Here is a 24,244-nt window from a genome sequence, read left to right as displayed (position 1 = left end):
TTTACCGGACATCACACGGTGGGCTGATGTCCGGTCTACCAGCTTAACGCAGGAGCAGATAGATATTCTCGTTACCGCGTACCACCTGCAACGCGATGATCGACGGTTTCGCTTCCAGCACCTTGCGCATTTCGGCAATGGAGTTCACGCGATCGCGGTTTACACCGATGATAACGTCATCTTTGTGCAGACCGGCTTGCGCGGCTGGGCTGCTTTTTTCGACGTTATCAATCTTGATGCCTTTAGTGCCGTCTTTTAACTGACCGTCGCTAAGCGTTGCACCTTGTAACGCCGGGGCGATCATCTCCGCACTGGCGGACGACGACGTGCTGGTATCCAGTGTGACTTCCACCTCCAGTGGCTTACCGTTACGTAGCAGACCCAGTTTAACCTTGGTGCCCGGTTCAGTGGTGGCAATACGCGAACGTAACTCGGCAAAACTGTTCAGCGGCTTGCCGTTGAGGCTGGTAATGACGTCACCGGATTTCACGCCCGCCTTCGCGGAGCCAGAGTTCGGCAGCACTTCGCTAACAAACGCGCCGCGCTGCACATCCAGCTTGAACGCTTTGGCGATGTCGGCGGTCATTTCCGTCCCTTTAATACCCAACAGGCCGCGTTTGATTTCGCCAAACTGCATTAACTGCTGCGCCAGCGTGCGCGCCATGTTGCTGGGAATGGCAAAGCCAATGCCGATACTGCCGCCGCCCGGTGCCAGAATGGCGGTGTTAATACCGATCAATTCACCATTCAGATTAAGCAGCGCGCCACCGGAGTTACCCCGGTTAATGGACGCATCGGTCTGAATAAAGTTTTCCAGACCTTCCAGATTCAGGCCGCTGCGACCCAATGCCGAGACGATGCCGGAGGTTGCCGTTTGCCCCAGCCCGAACGGGTTACCGACGGCGACGGCAAAATCACCCACGCGGAGTTTGTCGGAGTCGGCGATGGCAATTTGTGTCAGGTTGCTAGGGTGCTGGATTTGCAGTAGGGCGATATCGCTCTGATCGTCGCTACCAATCAGCTTGGCGTCAAACTCGCGACCGTCGTTGAGCTGGATACTGATCTTCTGTGCCTGATTAATAACGTGGTTATTGGTTAGCACGTAGCCTTTGGCGGCGTCGATGATGACTCCTGAACCCAGGCCTTCGAACGGTTGTGACGGCTGATCGGGTAGGTCATCGCCAAAAAATTTTTTGAATTCTTCCGGGACTTTCTGCCCCTGTGCGGCGGTACCTTCGACCCTCACGCTCACGACCGCAGGTAACACTTTCTCCAGCATTGGTGCGAGGCTGGGGAGTGCGGCTTGACCGGGAACCTGGCCGGGTATCGACGCAATGGCCTGAAACGGCGCCGAGAGAGTTAACCCGACACTTAACGCTAATGCACTCAACAGCTGGGTTTGTTTTTTCATTGATCCTGCTCTCGTACCTTGAGTAAACGGAAGATGATTCAAAACAGTTTGATGTTATTGAATTTTCGGTTTGGTCACAATGCGGCTAACGACTAAATAATAGCTGGGACGGGAAGAGAAGCGGAGGGCGCAATTGCTGCGCCCAATAAATTTCTTAACGATGTGCAGTTAGTCGCGCTTTGCGCCACTACGCAGCAGGCCGGAGGCCCCTTCGGAATAGTCGCGTGGCATCTGAACCGGTGCCTGATCGTTGCCTGCTTCAGACTCTGCCAGACGGTTACGGAACGGGTTGGATTCTGGCGACATACCCGGCAGCAGGTTGCTGGAACTTTTTGCCATATGTTGGTAGATCTGACGATAGTCGTCGGCCATGTTATCCAGTAGCTCAGCGCTGCGGGCAAAGTGGCTTACCAGCTCTTCACGATACTCTTCCAGCTCAGCTTTGTTTTTTTCCAGTTCGTACTGCAATGCCTGCTGTTGGCGTAATTTACGATTACCAAAACGCATGGCTACGGCACCAATAATGATACCGACGACTAACCCAATTAGCGCATATTCCCAGGTCATGAACATCTCCCGTTGTCTTGTGTTTCCGTAGGGTGTTGGCTTTAGGCTCCATGCCTGCGCCTGATTATGCCACTATAACCGCTAATCCCGTAGAAGTGGAATCCCGACTTTATATCGCGTAGTGTAGAACGGCCTTTTTTTCGTCAACCGTGAGCGACGGCACATCGATTCTCAAGGAATAACAATAACATCATGCAAAGCTTTTCCCCGACATCGCGTTACCTGCAGGCCCTCAACGACGGCAGTCATCAACCCGACAACGTACAGCAAGAGGCAGTGAATCGACTGGATATTATTTTCCAGGAACTGACTGCCCCAGCCCGTCCTGCGTTGCAGGAAAGTGGGCTGATTGCTCGCTTTAGCAAATTTTTGGGTAAACGTGAACCGACGGAGAGCACGCCGGTGCGTGGTCTGTATATGTGGGGGGGCGTGGGGCGCGGGAAAACCTGGCTGATGGACCTTTTCTACCATAGCCTGCCGGGCACGCGTAAACAGCGTTTGCACTTTCACCGCTTTATGCTGCGCGTACATGAAGAGTTGACCGCCCTGCAAGGGCAAAGCGACCCGCTGGAAGTGATTGCCGACCGCTTTAAGGCAGAAACCGACGTGCTGTGCTTTGATGAGTTTTTTGTCTCAGATATCACCGATGCGATGCTGCTCGGTGGATTAATGAAAGCGCTGTTCGCCCGCGGCATCACGCTCGTGGCGACATCCAATATTCCGCCTGATGACCTGTACCGCAATGGTCTGCAACGTGCCCGCTTTCTTCCGGCGATTGAGGCTATTAAACAGTACTGCGACATCATGAATGTGGATGCCGGAGTTGATTACCGTCTGCGTACGTTAACCCAGGCGCATTTATGGTTATCGCCGCTGAATGATGAAACCCAACGGCAGATGGATAAGCTGTGGCTGGCGTTAGCGGGAAGCAAAAGTGAACATGCGCCGACGCTTGAGATAAATCATCGCCCGATGCAGACACTGGCCGTCGAAAACCAAACGCTGGGCGTCTCGTTTACTACCCTGTGCGTCGATGCCCGCAGTCAGCACGACTATATTGCGCTATCGCGCCTGTTTCACACCGTGTTGCTCTCTGACGTCCCAGTGATGACGTCGTTGATGGAGAGCGAAGCACGGCGCTTTATCGCGCTGGTAGATGAGTTCTACGAACGCCACGTCAAGCTGGTGGTGAGTGCGGCAGTTCCTTTATATGAGATCTACCGGGGAGAGCGCCTAAAGTTTGAATTCCAGCGCTGTTTGTCGCGTTTGCAGGAGATGCAAAGCGAAGAGTATCTGAAGCGCGAACATTTAGCCGGTTAAACCCACCGCAAATCACATAAAGGGGTCGATCTTTGACCCTGACTTCTCTATAATCTTGCGACCCCACGTTACGAGAGAGTTTTTTCCCAAAACTTTCTATGTGCCGGCATAGGCTATTCGAAGGGGTAGGTTTGCTGGACAATGTCGTGTGAACCTCAACTGACAAAACGTTTGGGTGTTCACCAACGTGTAACTAATTTATTTGGGTAAGCTTTTAATGAAAACTTTTACAGCTAAACCAGAAACCGTAAAACGCGACTGGTATGTTGTTGACGCGACCGGTAAAACTCTGGGCCGTCTGGCTTCCGAACTGGCTCTGCGCCTGCGCGGTAAGCACAAAGCGGAATACACTCCGCACGTAGATACCGGTGATTACATCATCGTTCTGAACGCTGACAAAGTTGCGGTAACTGGCAACAAGCGTACTGACAAAATGTACTACCGTCACAGTGGCTACGTCGGTGGTCTTAAAGAAGCGACCTTTGAAGAGATGATTGCTCGCCATCCTGAGCGTGTGATTGAAATCGCGGTTAAAGGCATGCTGCCAAAAGGCCCGCTGGGTCGTGCAATGTACCGTAAACTGAAAGTTTACGCGGGCAATGAGCACAACCACGCGGCACAGCAACCGCAAGTTCTTGACATCTAATCGGGATTATAGGCAATGGCTGAAAATCAATACTACGGCACTGGTCGCCGCAAAAGTTCTGCAGCTCGCGTTTTCATCAAACCGGGCAGTGGTAAAATCGTTATCAATCAACGTTCTCTGGAACAGTACTTCGGTCGTGAAACTGCCCGCATGGTAGTTCGTCAGCCGCTGGAACTGGTCGACATGATTGGTAAACTGGACCTGTACATCACCGTTAAAGGTGGTGGTATTTCTGGTCAAGCTGGTGCGATCCGTCACGGTATCACCCGCGCACTGATGGAATATGACGAGTCACTGCGTGGCGAACTGCGTAAAGCAGGCTTCGTTACTCGTGATGCTCGTGAAGTTGAACGTAAGAAAGTCGGCCTGCGTAAAGCACGTCGTCGTCCTCAGTTCTCCAAGCGTTAATTGGTTTCTGCTTCGGCAGATTGCAATTTGCGAAAAAACCCGCCTCGGCGGGTTTTTTTATGGATTTTTACCCGCGAATAAGCACGGTAATCTGCTGATTGCCACCTCTTTTTTCCCATTTCCAGAATCGACTCACCACAAAGGTCACAAAATCTGGTAAACTATCATCCAATTTTCTGCCCAAATGTGCGGTATTGTTCATTTTTTGTTTGTATTTTGAACAGCAATGGCTTTCCGAATCTGGGTGACATCACTTCTGGCTGGCCACCTGGTGGCTGGTAGCAGTAAAATTCTTAATATACCTGGAGGTTTTCATGGCTGTCGCTGCCAACAAACGTTCGGTAATGACGCTGTTTTCTGGTCCTACTGACATCTATAGCCATCAGGTCCGCATTGTACTGGCGGAGAAAGGTGTTAGTTTCGAGATTGAGCATGTGGAGAAAGACAATCCACCTCAGGATCTGATCGACCTCAACCCGAATCAGAGCGTACCGACACTGGTGGATCGTGAGCTGACCCTATGGGAATCTCGCATCATTATGGAATACCTGGATGAGCGTTTCCCGCATCCGCCGCTGATGCCGGTTTACCCGGTTGCGCGTGGTGAAAGCCGCCTGTACATGCAGCGTATTGAAAAAGACTGGTATACGCTGATGAACGTCATCGTAAACGGTTCTGCTTCTGAAGCGGACGTCGCACGTAAGCGACTGCGCGAAGAGCTGCTGGCAATTGCGCCAGTGTTTAGTCAGAAACCGTATTTCCTGAGCGATGAGTTCAGCCTGGTAGACTGCTACCTGGCGCCGCTGCTGTGGCGTTTACCGCAGCTGGGTATTGAATTCAGCGGTGCTGGTTCGAAAGAGCTGAAAGGGTATATGACCCGCGTATTTGAACGTGACTCTTTCCTGGCTTCTCTGACTGAGCCTGAACGTGAAATGCGTCTGGGCCGGGGTTAATCTGTATGGATTTGCCACAGCTATCACCGCGCCGTCCGTATCTGCTGCGCGCATTCTATGAGTGGTTGTTAGACAACCAGCTCACGCCGCACCTGGTGGTGGATGTGACGCTTCCGGATGTGCAGGTTCCTATGGAATATGCGCGTGACGGGCAAATTGTTCTGAATATTGCTCCACGTGCAGTGGGCAACCTGGAACTGGCAAACGACGAAGTGCGTTTTAACGCGCGCTTTGGCGGTATACCGCGTCAGGTTTCCGTGCCGCTGGCTGCTGTTCTGGCTATCTATGCCCGTGAAAACGGTGCAGGTACCATGTTCGAGCCAGAAGCGGCCTACGACGAAGATGTCGCCAGCTTAAATGATGACGACAACGACACGTCCGGCTTTGAAAGCGAAACGGTCATGTCCGTCATTGATGGCGATAAGCCCGATCACGGTGATGACAACGACCCGGATGATACGCCGCCACCTCCGCGTGGTGGGCGTCCGGCGCTACGCGTAGTGAAGTAAAATCAAACAGGCCCTTGCGGGCCTGTTTTGCTTTCTGTGCCAGCCATCAATAAAACAGCACAATCGTGGCTATCATATTCACCACAAATCCTACCGCCATTGGGATCGCCGTGCGTTTAACCACCTCAAAAGGCGATACACCCGCAATACCGGAAGTTACTACAATGACCGCAGTAATGGGTGAAACCGCGCGGGCCAGGGTAGTGGCAAAGTGCATTGGCATAATCATTACCACCGCCGGAATATGCAGCCCTGCGGCGATGTCCGGGATCAGGCTGGCGAATGACATAAACGGTGCGTTACCGGAGCCCATGACAATGGCGCAGGCGGCGATGACCACCGCCATGATGATCATCACGCCGATACCGCCAAGCCCGGAATGTTCCGCCCCCCTAATCACCGCGTCGACAGTGCCGATGGTGGTTAAGCCTTTGGCAAAGATCTCACCGGCGACGACCAGCGTCACGACATTGGCGAACTGGGTGCCCATGCCATCAAAAAACGCCTGCACATCATCCATGGTTTCGCGCAGATTATGGGTGCGAAAGAATTCGACAAGCATGGTGACTGTCATGCTCATCAGCATCACCACCACCAGATTCAGCTCTGTTTTCATGAATCCACTATGTGCAAGGAACAGCGAGCCTAGCATCAGGATCAGTGGCATCACCGGTAAAATGGCGTAATAGAGCGGCGGAACATCTTCCAGCACCTTTTGTTCGGTAAAGCCGATGTTTTCTGGTGCCGCTTTTTTATCAAACTGGCGCTGCACAAAAAAGTGCGCAATAGCAACGGCGATAATCACGCACGAGGCCACGGGTAACTGGTAGTGGAAGAAGTAGGTGGCGATTTTCATTCCCGCTACCTGAGCAGCAAAAATCGAGTTTGTTTCCAGAATACCCCATTCAATCGACATTGACGTGGCAATGACCGCCACTGCCGACAAACGGCTTACGCCAAGGCTGACCAGCGTCGGGAAGAGGGTGACCATCAGCAACATCCCTAACCCGGAGGCGCTGGTAATGAACTGCGCCATGATCTGACCGATCACATAGGTGGCGGCAAGCACGATATACGGTGAGCGGATAAGCTTTAGCGGACGGCTCAGCAAGCTCACCATCGCCCGACTGGCTCCCATCCTGTCCATATAGCGGGCATAGCCACCGACGGCCATAATCGACAGCCCCAAACCTGCTGCACGACTGGAGAGCATGCGCAGAATTTCGTTATAAATATCAACCAGCAGGTAGCCGCTGCTTTTTTCGGGTGCAACCAGCGCACCGTACCCCAGCCAGACGCCGCAGATCATTAGGAAGATCCCGGCAGCCGCAAGGACCACCTGGGGTTTGTAGTTTTTGAGGATCAGGTAACCCATCGTTAATAAAACGATGACAGAAAGTATGATGCCGAACATTTTTTCACTCCATGCAGGAAAGAAGATAAATCCGGTAATAGCGCTGTTATAAAAGCGGATGTTATATTTTTTTTACCGTTTTTTATGGAGTGAATATCGTATTTTTAAAATCGAGATTAAATTATTTTTCTTTTTAAAATAGTTGGTTATGATAATTTTTCACGATCATATTCGCAGATTTCATAAATTCGATGTCATGCTCAGAAATTAAAATTCATCATATTGTTTTTAAGTGAAAATATATTTGTATTTCATATGTTATCAATAAGCGGGCTAACCCGATTGACCTCCATTTCACCCCGCTTTCGATCCTGTGTTACGATGAACCCGCTGTTGTTTTTCACCAATGACTTAGCTGAATGGACCCTATGAACGCATTTGATTCGCAAGCTGAAGACTCTCCATCCACCATTGGCCGTAGTTTACGTAACCGCCCGCTGGCGCGTAAAAAGCTGTCTGAAATGGTTGAAGAAGAACTGGAACAGATGATTCGTCGTCGGGAGTTTGGCGAGGGTGAACAGTTGCCGTCCGAGCGGGAGCTGATGGCCTTCTTTAACGTCGGTCGTCCCTCGGTACGAGAAGCCCTGGCGGCGTTAAAACGTAAAGGCCTGGTGCAAATCAACAACGGCGAACGTGCCCGCGTTTCGCGTCCATCTGCGGACACCATCATTGGTGAACTGTCGGGGATGGCGAAAGATTTTCTCTCGCATCCCGGCGGCATCGCGCACTTTGAACAGTTGCGACTGTTCTTTGAGTCAAGCCTGGTGCGTTACGCCGCAGAGCATGCAACCGACGAGCAAATTGACAGACTGGCGAAAGCGCTGGAGATTAACAGCCAGTCGCTGGATGACAACGCGCTGTTCATTCGTTCGGACGTGGATTTTCACCGTGTGCTGGCGGAGATCCCTGGTAATCCTATCTTTATGGCGATCCATGTCGCGCTGCTGGACTGGCTGATCGCCGCACGTCCGACCGTCGCTGACCGCGAATTATACGAGCATAATAGCGTAAGTTATCAACAGCATATTGCTATTGTCGACGCCATTCGTCAGCACGATCCTGATGAAGCAGACCGCGCATTACAGGACCATCTCAACAGCGTGTCCGCTACCTGGCACGCCTTCGGTAAAAATAAAAAATTGAGGAAGTGATCGCGATCCTGATGATCGTTTAGTGAGGCAGATCGCAATATAAGCGTTCTGTATTGTATTGCTGCTTATTTGATCTGGTATAACAGGTATAAAGGTACGCAGTTGGACAACACTAATCATCGACAGAGGTAGTTATGGCAAGAGATTTAAGAGGCGTAATGCCAGCGTTGTTAACCCCATTCGACAACCAACAGCGACTGGACATTGAGAGCCTACGTCGTCTGGTACGTTTCAACATTGGGCAGGGTGTTGATGGCCTGTACGTCGGTGGCTCAACGGGTGAAGCGTTTGTCCAGAACCGGGCTGAAAGAGAGCAGGTACTGGAGATCGTGGCGGAAGAAGCGAAGGGTAAAGTCACGCTTATCGCACATGTGGGCACGGTGAGCACCGAAGAGAGCCAGCAGTTGGCGAGCGCAGCCCATCGCTACGGCTTTGATGCTGTCTCTGCCGTCACACCGTTTTACTATCCGTTCAGTTTTGAAGAGCACTGCGATCACTACCGTGCAATTATTGATTCCTCTGATGGCTTGCCAATGGTGGTCTATAACATCCCGGCGCTGAGCGGCGTAAAACTGACGCTGGATCAGATCAACACGCTGGTCACGTTGCCGGGTGTTGGCGCGTTGAAGCAGACCTCTGGCGATCTCTATCAAATGGAGCAGATCCGTCGCGCCCATCCGGATCTGGTGCTGTACAACGGCTATGACGAAATTTTCGCGTCAGGCCTGCTGGCTGGGGCAGACGGTGGTATCGGCAGTACCTACAACATTATGGGCTGGCGCTATCAGGGAATCGTGAAAGCACTCAAAGAAGGCGACATCCAGACGGCACAAAAGCTGCAAACCGAGTGCAATAAGGTTATCGATTTACTGATTAAAGTCGGTGTGTTCCGTGGACTGAAAACGGTTCTGCACTATATGGACGTGGTTTCCGTCCCACTGTGCCGTAAGCCGTTTGCCCCTGTTGACGAAAAGTACCTGCCAGAACTGAAAGCGCTGGCTGACCAACTGCTGGCAGAAAAGGCGTAACAGCGGATTGCCGGGGGCTCTTTGCTTGCCCGGCCTACACAGGCAGACCGTAGGCCGGATGAGGCACAGTCGCCCACCAGTACAACAATGAAAATCGTCGGGAGAGTCACATGAGTACTTCTACCCAGAGCATTCCGTGGTACCGCCATCTCAACCGGGCACAATGGCGTGCGTTCTCTGCCGCCTGGCTGGGATATTTGCTGGATGGTTTTGATTTTGTCTTAATTGCCCTTGTGCTGACGGAAGTACAAGGTGAATTCGGGTTGACGACGGTGCAGGCTGCCAGCCTGATCTCGGCCGCCTTTATTTCTCGCTGGTTTGGCGGGCTGATGCTGGGAGCGATGGGCGATCGCTACGGACGTCGCCTGGCGATGGTCACCAGCATTATTCTGTTCTCGCTAGGGACGCTGGCCTGCGGTTTTGCACCGGGCTACACCACCATGTTTATCGCCCGCCTGGTCATCGGCATGGGGATGGCAGGTGAGTACGGTTCAAGTGCGACCTATGTGATTGAAAGCTGGCCTAAACAGTTGCGCAATAAAGCCAGTGGTTTCCTGATTTCTGGCTTCTCCGTGGGGGCTGTGATCGCCGCTCAGGTCTACAGTCTGGTGGTACCGGTGTGGGGGTGGCGCGCGCTGTTTTTCATCGGCATTGTACCGATTATCTTCGCCCTCTGGCTGCGTAAAAATATTCCGGAAGCCGAAGACTGGAAGGAAAAACACGAAGGCAAAGCGCCGGTGCGCACGATGGTGGATACCCTCTATCGGGGTGAACATCGGGTCATTAATATTCTGATGACGCTCGCCGCCGCAACCGCGCTGTGGTTCTGTTTTGCCGGTAACCTGCAAAATGCGGCTATCGTGGCGATCCTCGGTCTGGTCTGCGCGTTTATCTTCATTAGCTTTATGGTGCAAAGCAGCGGTAAACGCTGGCCGACGGGCGTAATGCTGATGGTAGTGGTGCTGTTCGCCTTCCTCTACTCGTGGCCAATTCAGGCGCTGCTGCCGACCTACCTGAAAACTGAATTGATGTATGACCCGTCGACGGTCGCCAGGGTGCTGTTCTTCAGCGGCTTTGGGGCGGCGGTAGGCTGTTGTGTCGGTGGTTTTCTGGGTGATTGGCTGGGTACGCGCAAAGCCTATGTCTACAGCCTGCTGGCCTCACAGTTGCTGATTATTCCCGTGTTTGCGATTGGCGGTGCCAACGTCTGGGTACTGGGTCTGCTGCTGTTTTTCCAGCAAATGCTCGGGCAGGGGATCTCCGGGATCTTACCCAAACTGATCGGCGGTTATTTCGATACTGACCAACGTGCGGCGGGTCTGGGCTTTACCTACAACGTGGGTGCGCTGGGCGGGGCACTGGCGCCGATCATCGGTGCGCTGATTGCACAGCGTCTGGATCTGGGCACGGCGCTGGGATCGCTGTCGTTTAGCCTGACTTTCGTGGTGATCCTGCTGATTGGCCTTGATATGCCGTCCCGCGTGCAGCGCTGGCTGCGCCCGGAAGCGCTGCGTACCCATGATGCCATTGATGGTAAACCGTTTAGCGGAGCCGTGCCGTTTGGCAGCGATAAAAGCGCGCTGGTGAAATCAAAAAGTTAATCCGATTGCCCGGTCCTGCACCGGGCTATTTTGGTAAGGGAATAAGTATGTCGTTACTTGAGCAACTGACGCTGAAAAAGGTCGTGCTATGACAACGCTGGCGATTGATATTGGCGGCACCAAACTGGCCGCTGCACGGGTAGACCGCGATTTACAGATCCGCGAACGCCGTGAACTGCCGACACCTGCCAGCAAAACGCCGGATGCCCTGCGGGCCGCGTTACAGACGCTCATTGAGCCGCTGCAGGCGCAAGCAGAGCGCGTTGCCATTGCCTCCACCGGTATTATCCGCGAGGGCACACTACTGGCGATTAATCCGCTCAATCTTGGCGGGCTGATGCACTTCCCGCTGGTACAAACCTTAAGAGAGTTGACCGGCTTGCCGACCATGGCGGTCAATGATGCGCAGGCGGCGGCCTGGGCGGAATACCACGTAATGGCTGACGAGATAAGCGACATGGTATTTATCACCGTGTCGACCGGTGTGGGCGGCGGCGTGGTCAGCAACGGCAAGTTACTCACCGGGGCAGGTGGTCTGGCGGGGCATTTAGGGCATACGTTGGCAGACCCTAATGGACCAGTCTGCGGCTGCGGTCGTACCGGCTGCGTGGAGGCTATTGCATCTGGTCGTGGAATTGCCGCTGCCGCACAGGGCGACCTTGCCGGTTGCGATGCCAGAACGGTGTTTACGCGTGCGGTGCAAGGGCATAAACAGGCCACGCGGTTGATTGCACATTCTGCACAGGTGCTGGCGCGACTGATTGCCGACGTCAAAGCGTCTACCGACTGCCAGTGCGTAGTTGTGGGTGGCAGCGTTGGGCTGGCGCAAGGATATCTGACGCAGGTCCACACGCTGCTGGCGCAGGAACCCTCGGTGTATCACGTCCCACTGCGCACAGCACATTACCGACATGACGCCGGGTTGCTGGGCGCAGCATTGTTAGCACAAGGAGAGTTATCATGATATTAGGCGAGTTACAGTCGCTATCCGCTGCGGGATTACCCCCTGTTCTGCTTGATGCGCTGACCCTTGCGCTGGCGGTAGACGTGCAGAATAACGCGCCGGGACACTATGTACTGAAAGGCGACGATCTGTTTATGAACGTGATGCAGTTCGCCACGCAACCGCCACAAGAAAAAAAGGCGGAGCTGCATGAATGTTATATTGATATCCAATTGCTGCTGGCAGGTGAAGAGCGTATTTTTTTCGGTTTGGCAGGTTCCGCACGTCAGTGCGAAGACGTGCATGTTGAAGAGGATTATCAACTGTGCAGCGAGATTGCCGATGAACAAGTTGTTACCCTGAAACCGGGGATGTTCGCGGTGTTTATGCCTGGCGAGCCACATAAACCGGGCTGCGTGGTGAGTGCACCTGGAGAAATTAAGAAGGTGGTGGTGAAGATCCGAGCCAGCTTGCTACACGCCTGATAGGAATGCACCAACATGGTAATTGCCGCAGCTGCGTGTCTGCGGCAATTATTCAAAAGACAATCTACCGCTTAAATGTCACTGTTTCTGGCTGCGACAGATGCAACGTTGTTTGACTCGGTACGGTCTCGGCGATGACCCGCCCGTGGCGAATGGAATAACGGGCAGGTGTTTGGCGACGAACCGCGTCAAACCCATTTTCTGCCGGTAAAATTACCAGGTTAGCGGAATTTCCAACGCTCAGGCCGTAGTCTTGCAAGTGCAGGGTTTTTGCGCTGTGAGTGGTTATCAGGTTCAGCCCATCATTAATCTGCCCGTATCCCATCAGTTGGCACACGTGTAATCCCATATGCAGCACCTGCAGCATATTCGCGGTGCCCAGCGGATACCACGGATCAAAGACATCATCATGGCCAAAGCAGACGTTGATCTCTGCCTCCAGCATCTCTTTGACGCGGGTGACACCGCGACGCTTGGGATAGGTGTCAAAACGTCCCTGCAGGTGAATGTTCACCAGAGGATTCGCAACAAAGTTAATACCTGACATTTTCAGCAGACGGAAAAGACGGGAAGCATACGCGCCGTTGTAGGAATGCATCGCTGTGGTATGGCTGGCAGTAACGCGCCCGCCCATTCCGTCGCGATGCGCCAGTGCTGCAACGGTTTCAACAAAGCGTGATTGTTCATCATCAATTTCGTCACAGTGCACATCGATAAGGCGGTCGTACTTCTGGGCCAGGGCGAAAATTTTATGCAGCGACTCCACGCCATATTCACGCGTAAATTCAAAGTGGGGAATCGCACCAATCACGTCGGCGCCCAGGCGTACCGCTTCCTCTAACAGTGCCTCACCGTTGGGGTAAGATAGAATCCCCTCTTGTGGGAATGCCACAATTTGCAGCTCCACCCACGGTGCGACCTCTTGCTTCACTTCCAGCATCGCTTTCAGTGCCGTTAGTGTGGGATCGGAAACGTCAACGTGCGTACGAACATACTGGATGCCGTTGGCCATCTGCCATTTCAGGGTTTGCATGGCACGCGTCTTCACGTCTTCGTGAGTCAGCATCGCTTTACGTTCAGCCCAGCGCTCAATACCCTCAAACAGCGTACCCGACTGATTCCAGTTTGGCTCGCCTGCCGTTTGCGTGGTGTCCAGATGGATATGCGGCTCGACGAATGGCGGGATGGCGAGTCCACCTTCAGCGTCCAGGACCTCACCTTGCGGTAAAGATGCGGCTTCCTGGGATTCAATACGGCTAAAACGCCCGTTTTCAATTGTAAGTTGCCATAACCCTTCGCGTCCCTGTAAACGTGCCTGACGAATGGTGAGGGTATTAGTCTGCATGGCTGACCTCCGTGGACTGAGCAAGACTGCGATTAAAAAGTGGATTCAGCAGGATATAGCTGACTACACCGCCGAGTACGGCGTTGACGGGCACAATACCGGGAATATAGTGGCCGGCAGCGATGCCCAGTGCAACGGACAGAATGGCTATCCAATTCACCGGCGTAAATTGTGCGTTGTTGAAATCGGCGTATCGGCGGTGGTTTAACAGATAGTCGGCAATAATCACCCCGCCAATCGGAGGGATCGCGGCCGACAGAAATGTCAGCCAGCCGACAAAGTTATTGTACAGCCACAGCGCGCACAGCGTGCCAATAATACCGTTAACCACCGACAATGTACGGCTGGAAAAACCGGTAATATTGGCAAAGCCCAGACCCGACGCATACAGCGCGTTGTCGTTGGTTGTCCAGATATTCAGGCCGAGAACGACAATCGCTGGCAGCAGGAGCCCCTGGGCAATCATCACGTCGGAGATGTCCGCCTGTCCTACAGCGGCAGCGCCAGCAGCACCGAAGATAAACATCAGGGAGTTGCCGAGGAAAAAAGCCACCATGGCAATCAGCACCGCAGCTTTGGCATTACGGCCAAAGCGAACGAAGTCGGCCGTCAAGGTACCTGCGCTGACAAACGATCCCACGACCAGCGCCAGCGCGGTTGAAAAATCCAGCGGTGTCTGTGGCACAATCGTTTTTAAATGATCTAAGCCGCCCACGTCGGATACTGCCAGCCAGACGGAGTAACTACCAAGAATAACGATAGCGGGTACGGCGATAATCGATAAAACCGTCAGCGCCGAAATGCCAAAAAAGATGGTCATGGTCATCAACAGGCCAGATACAGCAATCAGGATATTAACGTCGATTCCCGTCGCTTTGCTGACTGGGATAGCAAACATCGCCACGCCAACACCAAACCAGCCCACCTGCGTGCCGCCTAACAGCATTGAGGGAAACCATGAACCTTTTACGCCAAATGAGTAACGCGCCAGGAGATGGGTAGAGAGTCCGGTTTTTGCGCCGATGAAACCCAGAAAGGCAGTGTAAATACCGAGGAGAAGATTACCGAAGAGAACTGCCAGGAAGAAATCATTATAGGAAAGACCGGTACCGAGTGTGCCCCCGGTCCACATACTGGCGGAAAAAAACGTTAATCCCAACATTACAAATGTCAGTGGAACTACGCCTTTCCGCGCGGCCAGAGGGACGGGGCCCTGGCTATAATTGTTATCTTGCGACACAACACCTCCATGAATTTTGCCCAAAAAATCCGCCGCATAATATACACTTTTCAGAAGAATGCAAACGTTTACGTACTGGATTTTTAAGCTGGTTGTTCGCGAATTTATGCTATGTAGCAACTACGTATTTTTAGAAGAGAAGACGGATATCCGGCATCTCATCCATATGTGCGGACGAGATGCCAGAAAAGATGTGTTTATACTTCCAGGTAATTCAGGATCCCGTCAGCGGCTTTACGGCCTTCGGCAATCGCCGTCACCACCAGATCCGAACCGCGCACGATGTCGCCATTGGCTCAGTCGCTCCGTGAATGCTCTCATTGAGACGCTAATCGAGTTTGTGAACGGGCAAGTTCATCCGCCAGTAATTTCTCGTCAGGCAACTGCATTTTGTATTCGTTGGTAAGCACTTTATGAGGTAAACCGGTTAGGGCATAGTGAGCTTCGCCAGCACCTTTTTCCGCGCACAGGATTAAGCCTACGGGCGGATTCTCTCCAGGCATTGTCCAGTGCTCTTGGGCGTAATTCAGGTACATATTCATTTGCCCTGCATCGGCGTAGCTGAATTTTCCTACCTTGAGGTCAACGATGAGCAGGCAGCGTAAGCGTCGGTGGAAGAACAGCAGATCGATGCGAAACCAACTATCGTCAATGCGTAAGCGACGCTGGCGACCCACAAAGGAAAAATCATCACCGAGTTCCAGCATAAAATCCATCAGGTGGTTTATCAGCGCTTCTTCAAGGTCAGATTCAGAATATTCGTCCTTTAAATCTAGGAATTCAAGAATGAACGGGTCACGTATTGCTTGTTCTGGCGTAACGTCAGCGACGGTGGGGGCGACCTGCTGTAACATGGCGGTTTTGTCGTGGGACAATAATGTTCTTTCGTAAAATTGGGTGGTGATTTGCCTGTCGAGTTGCCGTACTGACCAGCCGTTACGTAGCGTCTCTTTCTCGTAAAAGATGCGGGCATCAGGATTTTTAACCGATAGCAGGCGGACATAGGCTGACCAGGGAAGCGGGAAAATTTTGGCGAGTTGTGCCAGACGGGAAGATTCACCAGACACTGTCTGCTGAATTTCAATATTTTGAAAATAAAGATAAAACGCTCGTATTTGTCGCAAGTTTCCCGTGGAAAACCCACGTTTGTACCGCTGGTTTAAATCGACGGACAAACGTTCAATCAGTTGAGTACCGTAAGCCGCTCGCGCTTCACCGCCTTGTTCAAATTCGACAATTCGATGGCCAATCTCCCAATAGGTTGCCGTCATAATTGCGTTGATGCTGCGGACCGTTTCTGTCCTGGCGTTATCCAATAAATGGATTATTCCGTCATGGATTTGCTGATAATCCTCAGCATGGTGTGTCGAGGTGAGTGTATTCATGTCTTCCCTGGCGTGATAGTTGCGAAATGAAAATATATCGTTATCAATACGCTCGAGGTCTAATGCCGTCAATCCATGACGATTGCATTACATGGACCTGCATCAGCATTTGCGAGTCGCTTTCCAGGAATGACGTGAATGTGTGAGGCAGAAGAAAACAGGCCCCCATCCAGCAATGTGAATTTTGGCAGGGGGCCAGCAGAGAGGCTTTTTATACTTCCAGGTAATTCAGGATCCCGTCAGCGGCTTTACGGCCTTCGGCAATTGCCGTCACCACCAGATCTGAACCGCGCACGATGTCGCCACCGGCGAAGATTTTCGGGTTGCTGGTCTGGAACGCGTTGTCGCTGCGTTCCGGGGCGATAATGCGGCCCTGTGAATCCAGCTCGACGCTGTGCTTTGCCAGCCATTCCATGCTGTGCGGACGGAAACCGAATGCCATCACCACGGCATCGGCGGGGACCACGTGTTCAGAACCGGGCACGATCTCCGCACGGCGGCGGCCTTGTGCGTCCGGTGCGCCCATTTCAGTATGCGCCATTTTCACACCGCACACTTTGCCGTTGGCGTTGATTTCCACGCCCAGCGGCTGCACGTTGAACTGGAACTCTACACCTTCTTCACGCGCGTTTTTTACTTCGCGTTTCGAGCCAGGCATGTTTTCTTCGTCGCGACGATAGGCGCAAATCACGTGTGATGCGTTCTGACGAACGGAAGTACGTACGCAGTCCATCGCAGTATCACCGCCGCCCAGCACCACCACGCGTTTGCCTTCCATACTGATGTACGGCTCGTCGCTGCTTTCGCCAAAGCCCATCAACTGCTTGGTATTGGCAATCAGGAACGGCAGGGCATCGAATACGCCATCGGCATCTTCGTTTTCCAGCCCACCGCGCATCGACTGATAGGTTCCGACGCCGAGAAACACAGCGTCATAATCTTTCAGTAGATCGTCGAGCTGCACGTCACGACCCACTTCTACATTGAGTTTGAACTCAATGCCCATACCGGTGAAGATTTCACGACGACGGGTCATCACCTCTTTTTCCAGCTTGAAGGCTGGAATACCGAAGGTCAGCAGGCCGCCAATCTCCGGATGACGGTCAAACACCACCGCCTTTACGCCGTTACGGGTGAGTACGTCGGCACAGGCCAGCCCTGCCGGACCGGCACCGATAATGGCGACGCGTTTATCGGTCTGGCGTACGCCGGTCATATCCGGGCGCCAGCCCATTTCAAACGCTTTATCGTTGATATAGCGCTCAATGTTGCCGATGGTTACCGCGCCGAACTCATCGTTCAGCGTGCAAGAACCCTCACACAGACGGTCCTGCGGACACACACGACCGCAGACTTCCGGCAGCGTGTTGGTCTGGTGTGACAGCTCGGCTGCTTCAAAAATACGTCCTTCGTTAGCCAGCTTCAGCCAGTTCGGAATGTAGTTGTGCACCGGGCATTTCCACTCGCAATACGGGTTGCCGCAGGACAGGCAGCGATCGGCCTGCGCCTTAGCCTGGCCTTCGGAAAACGGCTCGTAGATTTCGATAAACTCGATCTTACGGATCTTCAGCGGTTTCTTCGGCGGATCAACGCGCTGCAGGTCGATAAATTGGTATACGTTCTGGCTCATTGCTGCTACCCCTTACTGCGCCTGCACGCGCAGCTCAGCTGCGCTACGACTACGGTGACCCAACAGTGCTTTCACATCACTGGACTTCGGTTTAACCAGCGCGAATTTCGCCGAGAATGCCGGCCAGTTGGCCAGGATCTCTTCTCCGCGTGACGAACCGGTATGCTGTACATGCTCGGTGATCAGTCCACGCAAATGCTCTTCGTGGATAGCCAGCGAGTCCACGCTCAGGACTTCGACCAGCTCTGGATTCACGCGTTTGCGGAATTCGCCGTCTTCGTCCAGCACGTAGGCGAACCCGCCCGTCATGCCTGCGCCGAAGTTGACGCCCGTTTTACCGAGAATACAGACGATGCCGCCGGTCATGTATTCACAGCCGTTGTCACCGATGCCTTCGACCACAGTGATGGCACCTGAGTTACGTACCCCAAAGCGTTCACCCGCGCGACCTGCGGCAAACAGACGACCGCCGGTTGCGCCGTACAGGCAGGTGTTGCCGATGATGCTCGCTTCATGGCTGCGGAAGGCAGAACCGACCGGAGGACGTACCGCCAGCAGGCCGCCCGCCATGCCTTTACCGACATAGTCGTTGGCATCGCCGGTCAGATACAGCTCCACGCCGCCCGCGTTCCACACGCCAAAGCTCTGGCCTGCGGTACCGCTGAAATGCGCCTTGATCGGGTCGGAAGCCAGCCCCTGATCGCCGTGCGTCTGAGCGATATAGCCCGACAGTGATGCGCCGACAGAACGGTCGGTGTTGCGGATGTCGAACCAGAAAGTTTTACTCTGGCGCTCATCAACAAATGGTTTGGCCTGTTGCAGCAACTGCGCGTTGAGCACGCCGTTGTCGAACGGTGGGTTGTTCTCAGTACAATACACCGCTTTGCCTGGGTGAGGTTGTGCGGTTTCCAGCAGGTGAGACAGCTCCAGTTTCTGCTGCTTGGCAGTATACCCGTCCAGCTCTTTGAGCAGGTCGGTACGACCAATCAGATCCACCAGGCGTGTTACGCCAAGCGATGCCATCAGCTCGCGGGTTTCACGGGCGACAAACTCAAAGTAGTTGGTCACTTTGAACGGCAGACCGTGGTAGTGGTTCTTCCGCAGTTTTTCGTCCTGGGTTGCTACACCGGTTGCACAGTTGTTCAGGTGGCAAATACGCAGGTATTTACAGCCCAGCGCGACCATCGGGCCGGTACCAAAGCCGAAGCTTTCCGCGCCGAGAATGGCTGCTTTGATGATGTCGACGCCAGTTTTTAGACCGCCATCAACTTGTAAACGGATCTTATGGCGCAGACCGTTAGCCACCAGTGCCTGCTGAGTTTCTACCAGCCCCAGTTCCCACGGACAACCTGCGTATTTCACCGAAGAGAGCGGGCTGGCACCGGTGCCGCCGTCGTAACCGGCAATGGTTATCAGATCCGCGTAGGCTTTTGCCACGCCGGTGGCGATGGTACCGACGCCCGGTTCGGAAACCAGCTTCACAGAGATCATCGCCTTCGGGTTAACCTGTTTTAAATCGAAAATCAGCTGCGCCAGGTCCTCGATAGAGTAGATATCGTGGTGTGGCGGCGGGGAAATCAGCGTCACGCCCGGCACCGAATAACGCAGTTTGGCGATGTACGGGGTAACTTTATCTCCCGGTAACTGACCGCCTTCGCCGGGCTTCGCGCCCTGTGCGACCTTAATCTGAATGACGTCAGCGTTGACCAGATACGCCGGGGTTACACCGAAGCGACCGGAAGCCACCTGCTTGATGCGCGACACCTTGTTGGTGCCATAACGTGCTGGGTCCTCACCGCCTTCGCCGGAGTTGGAATTGCCGCCGATGCTGTTCATCGCTTCGGCCAGCGCTTCGTGCGCTTCCGGGCTTAACGCGCCGATGGACATGGCTGCGGTATCAAAACGTTTAAACAACTCGGTTGCGGGTTCGACGTCGTCAATACTTACTGCTTCATTGCCAGGTGCGATAGCCAGCAGATCGCGCAGCGTTGCTGCCGGACGCTCGTTAACCAACTTCGCGTATTGCTGGTAGTCGCTGTATTCGCCGCTTTGTACTGCCTGTTGCAGGGTGCGTACTACGTCCGGGTTGTAGGCGTGGTATTCGCCACCGTGAACGTACTTCAGCAGGCCGCCCTGGCTAATCGGTTTGCGCGCCAACCAGGCATGTTTGGAGAGGTTCAGCAGATCCTGCTGGAAGTCGGCAAAGCCTGCGCCGCTGATGCGACTGACCACGCCCTGGAAGCACAATGCCACCACGTCGTCATGCAGGCCAACGGCTTCAAACAGCTTCGAACAGCGGTAGGAGGCAATGGTCGAAATGCCCATTTTGGACATGATTTTGTACAGACCTTTGTTGATGCCGTTACGGTAGTTCAGCATCACGGTCCGGTAATCTTTGGCAATAGCGTGAGTGTCAATCAGACGCCCCAGCGTTTCATAGGCCAGATACGGATAGATTGCTGTGGCACCAAAGCCGAGGAGTACCGCGAAGTGATGTGGATCGCGGGTACTGGCGGTTTCGACGATGATGTTAGCGTCGCAGCGCAGGTTTTGTTCCACCAGACGCGTTTGCACCGCACCAACCGCCATCGGTGCCGGGACCGGCAGGCGATTTTTGGCGATGTTACGGTCAGAGAGCACCAGCAATACCGTGCCGTTACGCACCATCTGTTCGGCTTTATCGCACAGCGCCTTGACGGTCTCTTCCAGCGTGGTTTCACTCACGTCGAAGGTGATATCGAGCCGGTCAGCGCGATAATGTTCCTCTTTCATGGTGGTGAGCTGGGTGAAATCAGAGTACAGCAAGATCGGCGATTTAAAGCTCAGGCGATGCGCCTGGCCTTCGGCTTCACAGAAGACGTTCATCTCACGACCAATGCTGGTGGCCAGCGACATCACGTGCGCCTCACGCAGCGGATCGATAGGTGGGTTGGTCACCTGCGCGAACTGCTGACGGAAGTAGTCATAAATGATACGCGGCTGGCTGGAAAGCACGGCAAACGGGGTGTCATCGCCCATTGAACCGACCGCTTCCTGGCCGTTTTCACCCAACACGCGAATCACGGAATCCAGTTCTTCGGCGCTGTAGTTAAACTGTTTTTGGTAGCTGGCAAGGGTGTCGTCGTCCAGCTCACGGCTGCCGACTTGATCGTCAGCCAGGTCTTCAAACGGTACCAGACGGCGGACGTTCTTTTCCATCCACTCTTTGTACGGATGGCGACTTTTCAGGTCATCATCGGTTTCCGCCGAGTGCAGAATGCGACCCGAGCGGGTGTCGATCACCATCAGTTCGCCGGGACCGACGCGGCCTTTCTCGACGACTTCATCGGGCTGATAATCCCAGATACCCACTTCGGAGGCGCAGGTGATGAGCTTGTCTTTGGTGATGACGTAGCGCGCCGGGCGCAGGCCGTTACGGTCAAGGTTACAGGCGGCAAAGCGACCGTCAGACATGACAATGCCTGCCGGGCCGTCCCACGGCTCCATGTGCATGGAGTTAAAGTCAAAGAATGCGCGCAGCTCCGGGTCCATATCCGGGTTGTTCTGCCAGGCCGGTGGCACCAGCAGGCGCATCGCGCGGATGATGTCCATCCCGCCTGCCAGCAGCAGTTCGAGCATGTTATCCATTGAGCTGGAGTCGGAGCCGGTTTCGTTGACGAACGGCGCGGCATCGTGGAGATCCGGGATCAGCGGGGTCTGGAACTTATAAGTACGGGCGCGCGCCCACTGGCGGTTACCGGTAATGGTATTGATTTCTCCGTTGTGCGCCAGGTAGCGGAACGGTTGGGCCAGCGGCCAGCGCGGTACGGTGTTGGTGGAAAAGCGCTGGTGGAACAGGCAGATGGCCGATTCCAGACGCAGGTCCGCGAGGTCCAGGTAAAAGCGCGGCAGATCCGCCGGCATACACAGACCTTTATAGATATTGACCAGATTGGACAAGCTACAGACGTAGAAGTCTTTATCGTCCTGTAAACGTTTTTCGATGCGGCGACGCGCGATGAACAGACGGCGCTCCATATCGCGTGGACGCCAGCCCGCAGGGGCGTTAACAAAAATTTGCTCAATACGGGGCAGGGAGGAGAGGGCAATTTCACCGAGAACACCGTCGTTGGTCGGCACGTCGCGCCAGCCCACAATCGACAGGGTTTCCTGCTGTAACTCTTCTTCAACGATGCGACGAGATGCCGCCGCCAGTTCAGCGTCTTTATTTAAAAAGATCATGCCGACCGCGTAGTTTTTGGCTAAACGCCAGCCGCGCTCTTGCGCAACAATGCGGAAAAAGCGATCGGGTTTTTGTAATAACAGGCCACAGCCGTCGCCGGTTTTACCGTCCGCGAGGATGGCTCCACGGTGCTGCATACGGGCCAGTGCGTGTATGGCGGTACGCACTACCTTGTGGCTAGGTTCGCCTTCTATGTGGGCGATCAGGCCGAAACCACAGTTATCCTTCTCAAGGGATTTATCGTACAACATATCAGTGAACCTCCCCAGGCTCTGCGGGACGCCTCTCCGATACCGTTTGCGCACAGGCACACCAAGAGCATGGCGACGGGGGTTGCGCGTTATACGCTCACCTCGCATTCGCCCTCTTTAATCCTTTTCGCATAGGTCAAACAAGTTTGAGGACTTGCTTCAGAGGGAATCTCAATTACTGCATAAATATGATGAGCAGGCTGCTCATCCAGAAAGCTTCCAGCGGATTTCCACGTTATCGGGAATCCACACACAGGTCAAATGGCAATCTTATTTATACAAAAATGTGCTATAGGTCGATTAACGATATGAATATATTGAAATTAATGGCATTTTTACATTGATTTAACGCACAGTGGATGGCGAGGGAAGTGTGATCTGTCTCACTGTCAGAAAGGTCCGTTATCGCTTGTCCTCCCTTTGTTTATCGCGATGTTTGGTATTTTATGCTGGTTTATAGAGTTTACGCGTCTTAAAGATACTGTTTTTATCCGTTGGCCGTCGGAAGATAAAAAAAATCATCGGATATAAGGAAAAGTAATCACATTTTGATTGAATGAAATTTCATTTATTTTGCTTGAATATGCAATGAATAAAAGCACGCCGGGGCGATTGATCCAGGTCATCGCCGACGGGGGCTAAAAATGGCAGGCTTTGGCCTCTTTTCAAGGCGCGGTCTATCAGATTATGCAGTTACAGAAATTAGTCAATATGTTTGGTGGGGATCTTTCTCGTCGTTATGGGCAAAAGGTTCATAAACTCACGCTGCACGGCGGGTTTAGCTGCCCAAATCGCGATGGCACCATTGGACGTGGCGGGTGCACCTTCTGTAATGTCGCCTCCTTTGCCGATGAGGCACAGCAGCATCATTCGATTGCTGAGCAGCTCGAACATCAGGCTCAACTGGTGAATCGCGCCAAGCGCTACCTGGCCTATTTTCAGGCTTATACCAGCACGTTTGCCGAAGTGCAGGTGCTGCGTTCGATGTACCAGCAGGCGGTCACTCAGGCCAATATTGTCGGGCTGTGCGTCGGGACGCGCCCTGACTGCGTGCCAGAGGCGGTGCTCGATCTGCTGTGCGAATATAAAGATCAGGGCTACGAGGTGTGGTTGGAACTGGGGCTGCAAACGGCCCATGATAAAACGCTGCACCGTATTAACCGTGGGCATGACTTTGCCTGCTATCAACGCACCACGCAGTTGGCGCGTGAGCGTGGGTTGAAAGTGTGCTCACATCTGATTGTCGGCCTGCCGGGAGAAGGGCAAGCGGAATGTCTGCAAACGCTGGCGCGCGTGGTGGAGACCGGCGTTGATGGCATTAAGCTGCATCCGCTGCATATCGTGAAGGGCAGCATTATGGCGAAGGCCTGGGAAGCAGGGCGTCTGAGCGGTATTGAGCTGGCCGATTACACCGTGACGGCGGGCGAGATGATTCGCCATACGCCGCCAGAGGTTATTTATCATCGTATTTCTGCCAGCGCCCGTCGCCCGACGTTACTGGCGCCGCTGTGGTGTGAAAATCGCTGGACTGGGATGGTCGAACTGGACCGTTATCTCAATGAGCATGGTGTACAAGGCTCCGCTCTTGGAACGCCGTGGGCTCAGCCGGGGAGCTAACCCTCTGTAGGCCGGATAAGGCAAAGCCGACCTCCGGCAATCTGCGCCTGCTTGCCTGATGGCGCTTCGCTTATCAGGTCTACGATGACCTCTCCTCAGTCATTTCACCGATAGCCTC

The 24,244-nt window shown here is 53.7% G+C and carries 19 protein-coding genes and 1 pseudogene; 11 read left to right on the top strand and 9 right to left on the bottom strand.

Annotated features, from left to right (window positions below; translation table 11 throughout):
- Positions 1-43: 43 nt before the first annotated feature.
- Together degQ and zapG are read right to left on the bottom strand one after the other, a co-directional pair.
- Positions 44-1,411 carry a serine endoprotease DegQ gene (degQ, locus tag FCH32_RS16540; protein ID WP_096755480.1) on the bottom strand — a complete coding sequence of 456 codons (1,368 nt, stop codon included), beginning with the start codon at positions 1,409-1,411 and terminating at the stop codon, positions 44-46.
- Positions 1,412-1,579: 168 nt separating this feature from the next.
- Positions 1,580-1,978 (bottom strand): Z-ring associated protein ZapG, encoded by a 399-nt coding sequence (zapG, locus tag FCH32_RS16535; RefSeq protein ID WP_045448139.1) that lies wholly within the window; start codon positions 1,976-1,978, stop codon positions 1,580-1,582.
- A 192-nt stretch (positions 1,979-2,170) separates the two neighbouring features.
- Between zapG and zapE the strand changes: the two genes are divergently transcribed.
- From zapE to sspB, 5 genes are all read left to right on the top strand, one after another.
- Positions 2,171-3,298, top strand: a complete 1,128-nt coding sequence (zapE, locus tag FCH32_RS16530) for a cell division protein ZapE (protein WP_174361221.1) — start codon at positions 2,171-2,173, stop codon at positions 3,296-3,298.
- A 217-nt stretch (positions 3,299-3,515) separates the two neighbouring features.
- Entirely contained in the window at positions 3,516-3,944 is a 429-nt protein-coding gene (rplM, locus tag FCH32_RS16525) for a 50S ribosomal protein L13 (protein WP_096755482.1), read from the top strand.
- A gap of 15 nt (positions 3,945-3,959) precedes the next feature.
- Positions 3,960-4,352 (top strand): 30S ribosomal protein S9, encoded by a 393-nt coding sequence (gene rpsI, locus FCH32_RS16520; protein ID WP_062774136.1) that lies wholly within the window; start codon positions 3,960-3,962, stop codon positions 4,350-4,352.
- 314 nt (positions 4,353-4,666) lie between these two features.
- On the top strand, positions 4,667-5,305 hold the full coding sequence (gene sspA, locus FCH32_RS16515; protein WP_096755483.1) for a stringent starvation protein SspA: 639 nt from the start codon (positions 4,667-4,669) through the stop codon (positions 5,303-5,305).
- 5 nt (positions 5,306-5,310) lie between these two features.
- Complete coding sequence (gene sspB, locus FCH32_RS16510) at positions 5,311-5,814, top strand: ClpXP protease specificity-enhancing factor (RefSeq protein ID WP_096755484.1); 504 nt, start codon at positions 5,311-5,313, stop codon at positions 5,812-5,814.
- 46 nt (positions 5,815-5,860) lie between these two features.
- Here sspB and dcuC read toward each other — a convergent pair whose 3' ends face one another.
- Positions 5,861-7,228, bottom strand: coding sequence for an anaerobic C4-dicarboxylate transporter DcuC (gene dcuC / locus FCH32_RS16505; RefSeq protein WP_174361220.1), 1,368 nt, complete (start codon positions 7,226-7,228; stop codon positions 5,861-5,863).
- Between the two features lie 359 nt (positions 7,229-7,587).
- Here dcuC and nanR point away from each other — a divergent pair, with 359 nt between their 5' ends.
- The 5 genes from nanR to nanQ all read left to right on the top strand — a co-directional run bounded on the left by nanR (position 7,588) and on the right by nanQ (position 12,436).
- Positions 7,588-8,379, top strand: a complete 792-nt coding sequence (gene nanR, locus FCH32_RS16500; RefSeq protein ID WP_115257365.1) for a transcriptional regulator NanR — start codon at positions 7,588-7,590, stop codon at positions 8,377-8,379.
- A gap of 134 nt (positions 8,380-8,513) precedes the next feature.
- Positions 8,514-9,407, top strand: coding sequence for an N-acetylneuraminate lyase (gene nanA, locus FCH32_RS16495; RefSeq protein ID WP_117342748.1), 894 nt, complete (start codon positions 8,514-8,516; stop codon positions 9,405-9,407).
- A 110-nt stretch (positions 9,408-9,517) separates the two neighbouring features.
- Positions 9,518-11,008, top strand: a complete 1,491-nt coding sequence (gene nanT, locus FCH32_RS16490; protein ID WP_117342747.1) for a sialic acid transporter NanT — start codon at positions 9,518-9,520, stop codon at positions 11,006-11,008.
- Positions 11,009-11,096: 88 nt separating this feature from the next.
- Positions 11,097-11,972, top strand: a complete 876-nt coding sequence (gene nanK / locus FCH32_RS16485) for an N-acetylmannosamine kinase (RefSeq protein WP_174361219.1) — start codon at positions 11,097-11,099, stop codon at positions 11,970-11,972.
- Positions 11,969-12,436 carry an N-acetylneuraminate anomerase gene (gene nanQ / locus FCH32_RS16480; protein ID WP_174361218.1) on the top strand — a complete coding sequence of 156 codons (468 nt, stop codon included), beginning with the start codon at positions 11,969-11,971 and terminating at the stop codon, positions 12,434-12,436. The genes nanK and nanQ overlap by 4 nt, the downstream gene beginning before the upstream one ends.
- Before the next feature lie 64 nt (positions 12,437-12,500).
- Here the strand turns inward: nanQ and FCH32_RS16475 are convergent, their stop codons facing one another.
- The 6 genes and pseudogenes from FCH32_RS16475 to gltB form a co-directional block, all read right to left on the bottom strand.
- Positions 12,501-13,781, bottom strand: a complete 1,281-nt coding sequence (locus FCH32_RS16475) for a cytosine deaminase (protein ID WP_117342744.1) — start codon at positions 13,779-13,781, stop codon at positions 12,501-12,503.
- Positions 13,771-15,021: a cytosine permease gene (codB, locus tag FCH32_RS16470; RefSeq protein ID WP_174361217.1), complete on the bottom strand. Its 1,251-nt coding sequence runs from the start codon at positions 15,019-15,021 to the stop codon at positions 13,771-13,773. The genes FCH32_RS16475 and codB overlap by 11 nt, the downstream gene beginning before the upstream one ends.
- 197 nt (positions 15,022-15,218) lie before the next feature.
- Positions 15,219-15,317, bottom strand: a pseudogene (locus FCH32_RS23485) (FAD-dependent oxidoreductase); the annotation flags it as partial.
- 21 nt (positions 15,318-15,338) lie between these two features.
- Complete coding sequence (locus FCH32_RS16460; protein WP_174361216.1) at positions 15,339-16,406, bottom strand: PDDEXK nuclease domain-containing protein; 1,068 nt, start codon at positions 16,404-16,406, stop codon at positions 15,339-15,341.
- Between the two features lie 211 nt (positions 16,407-16,617).
- Positions 16,618-18,036 carry a glutamate synthase small subunit gene (locus FCH32_RS16455; RefSeq protein ID WP_096755493.1) on the bottom strand — a complete coding sequence of 473 codons (1,419 nt, stop codon included), beginning with the start codon at positions 18,034-18,036 and terminating at the stop codon, positions 16,618-16,620.
- Between the two features lie 12 nt (positions 18,037-18,048).
- Positions 18,049-22,509, bottom strand: coding sequence for a glutamate synthase large subunit (gene gltB, locus FCH32_RS16450; RefSeq protein WP_135953049.1), 4,461 nt, complete (start codon positions 22,507-22,509; stop codon positions 18,049-18,051).
- 687 nt (positions 22,510-23,196) lie between these two features.
- On the opposite strand from gltB, the gene mnmL reads away from it, so the two are divergent.
- Positions 23,197-24,126, top strand: a complete 930-nt coding sequence (gene mnmL / locus FCH32_RS16445) for a tRNA modification radical SAM protein MnmL/YtqA (protein WP_115257371.1) — start codon at positions 23,197-23,199, stop codon at positions 24,124-24,126.
- Positions 24,127-24,244 lie beyond the last annotated feature (118 nt).

This window comes from Citrobacter gillenii, from assembly GCF_013337685.1.
Lineage (GTDB): Bacteria > Pseudomonadota > Gammaproteobacteria > Enterobacterales > Enterobacteriaceae > Citrobacter > Citrobacter gillenii.
Note: the sequence above shows the minus strand (reverse complement) of the source record. Positions and strands in the feature narration are given on the sequence as shown.

What these genes read in the sequence shown, in the direction of transcription:
- sspB (WP_096755484.1), top strand. Translation starts at nt 5,311, where the DNA reads ATGGATTTGCCACAGCTATCACCGCGCCGTCCGTATCTGCTGCGCGCA.
- mnmL (WP_115257371.1), top strand. Translation starts at nt 23,197, where the DNA reads ATGCAGTTACAGAAATTAGTCAATATGTTTGGTGGGGATCTTTCTCGT.
- zapE (WP_174361221.1), top strand. Translation starts at nt 2,171, where the DNA reads ATGCAAAGCTTTTCCCCGACATCGCGTTACCTGCAGGCCCTCAACGAC.
- rpsI (WP_062774136.1), top strand. Translation starts at nt 3,960, where the DNA reads ATGGCTGAAAATCAATACTACGGCACTGGTCGCCGCAAAAGTTCTGCA.
- nanQ (WP_174361218.1), top strand. Translation starts at nt 11,969, where the DNA reads ATGATATTAGGCGAGTTACAGTCGCTATCCGCTGCGGGATTACCCCCT.
- nanA (WP_117342748.1), top strand. Translation starts at nt 8,514, where the DNA reads ATGGCAAGAGATTTAAGAGGCGTAATGCCAGCGTTGTTAACCCCATTC.
- dcuC (WP_174361220.1), bottom strand. Translation starts at nt 7,228, where the DNA reads ATGTTCGGCATCATACTTTCTGTCATCGTTTTATTAACGATGGGTTAC.
- rplM (WP_096755482.1), top strand. Translation starts at nt 3,516, where the DNA reads ATGAAAACTTTTACAGCTAAACCAGAAACCGTAAAACGCGACTGGTAT.
- gltB (WP_135953049.1), bottom strand. Translation starts at nt 22,509, where the DNA reads ATGTTGTACGATAAATCCCTTGAGAAGGATAACTGTGGTTTCGGCCTG.
- FCH32_RS16475 (WP_117342744.1), bottom strand. Translation starts at nt 13,781, where the DNA reads ATGCAGACTAATACCCTCACCATTCGTCAGGCACGTTTACAGGGACGC.
- sspA (WP_096755483.1), top strand. Translation starts at nt 4,667, where the DNA reads ATGGCTGTCGCTGCCAACAAACGTTCGGTAATGACGCTGTTTTCTGGT.
- FCH32_RS16455 (WP_096755493.1), bottom strand. Translation starts at nt 18,036, where the DNA reads ATGAGCCAGAACGTATACCAATTTATCGACCTGCAGCGCGTTGATCCG.
- degQ (WP_096755480.1), bottom strand. Translation starts at nt 1,411, where the DNA reads ATGAAAAAACAAACCCAGCTGTTGAGTGCATTAGCGTTAAGTGTCGGG.
- nanR (WP_115257365.1), top strand. Translation starts at nt 7,588, where the DNA reads ATGGACCCTATGAACGCATTTGATTCGCAAGCTGAAGACTCTCCATCC.
- nanK (WP_174361219.1), top strand. Translation starts at nt 11,097, where the DNA reads ATGACAACGCTGGCGATTGATATTGGCGGCACCAAACTGGCCGCTGCA.
- zapG (WP_045448139.1), bottom strand. Translation starts at nt 1,978, where the DNA reads ATGACCTGGGAATATGCGCTAATTGGGTTAGTCGTCGGTATCATTATT.
- FCH32_RS16460 (WP_174361216.1), bottom strand. Translation starts at nt 16,406, where the DNA reads ATGAATACACTCACCTCGACACACCATGCTGAGGATTATCAGCAAATC.
- nanT (WP_117342747.1), top strand. Translation starts at nt 9,518, where the DNA reads ATGAGTACTTCTACCCAGAGCATTCCGTGGTACCGCCATCTCAACCGG.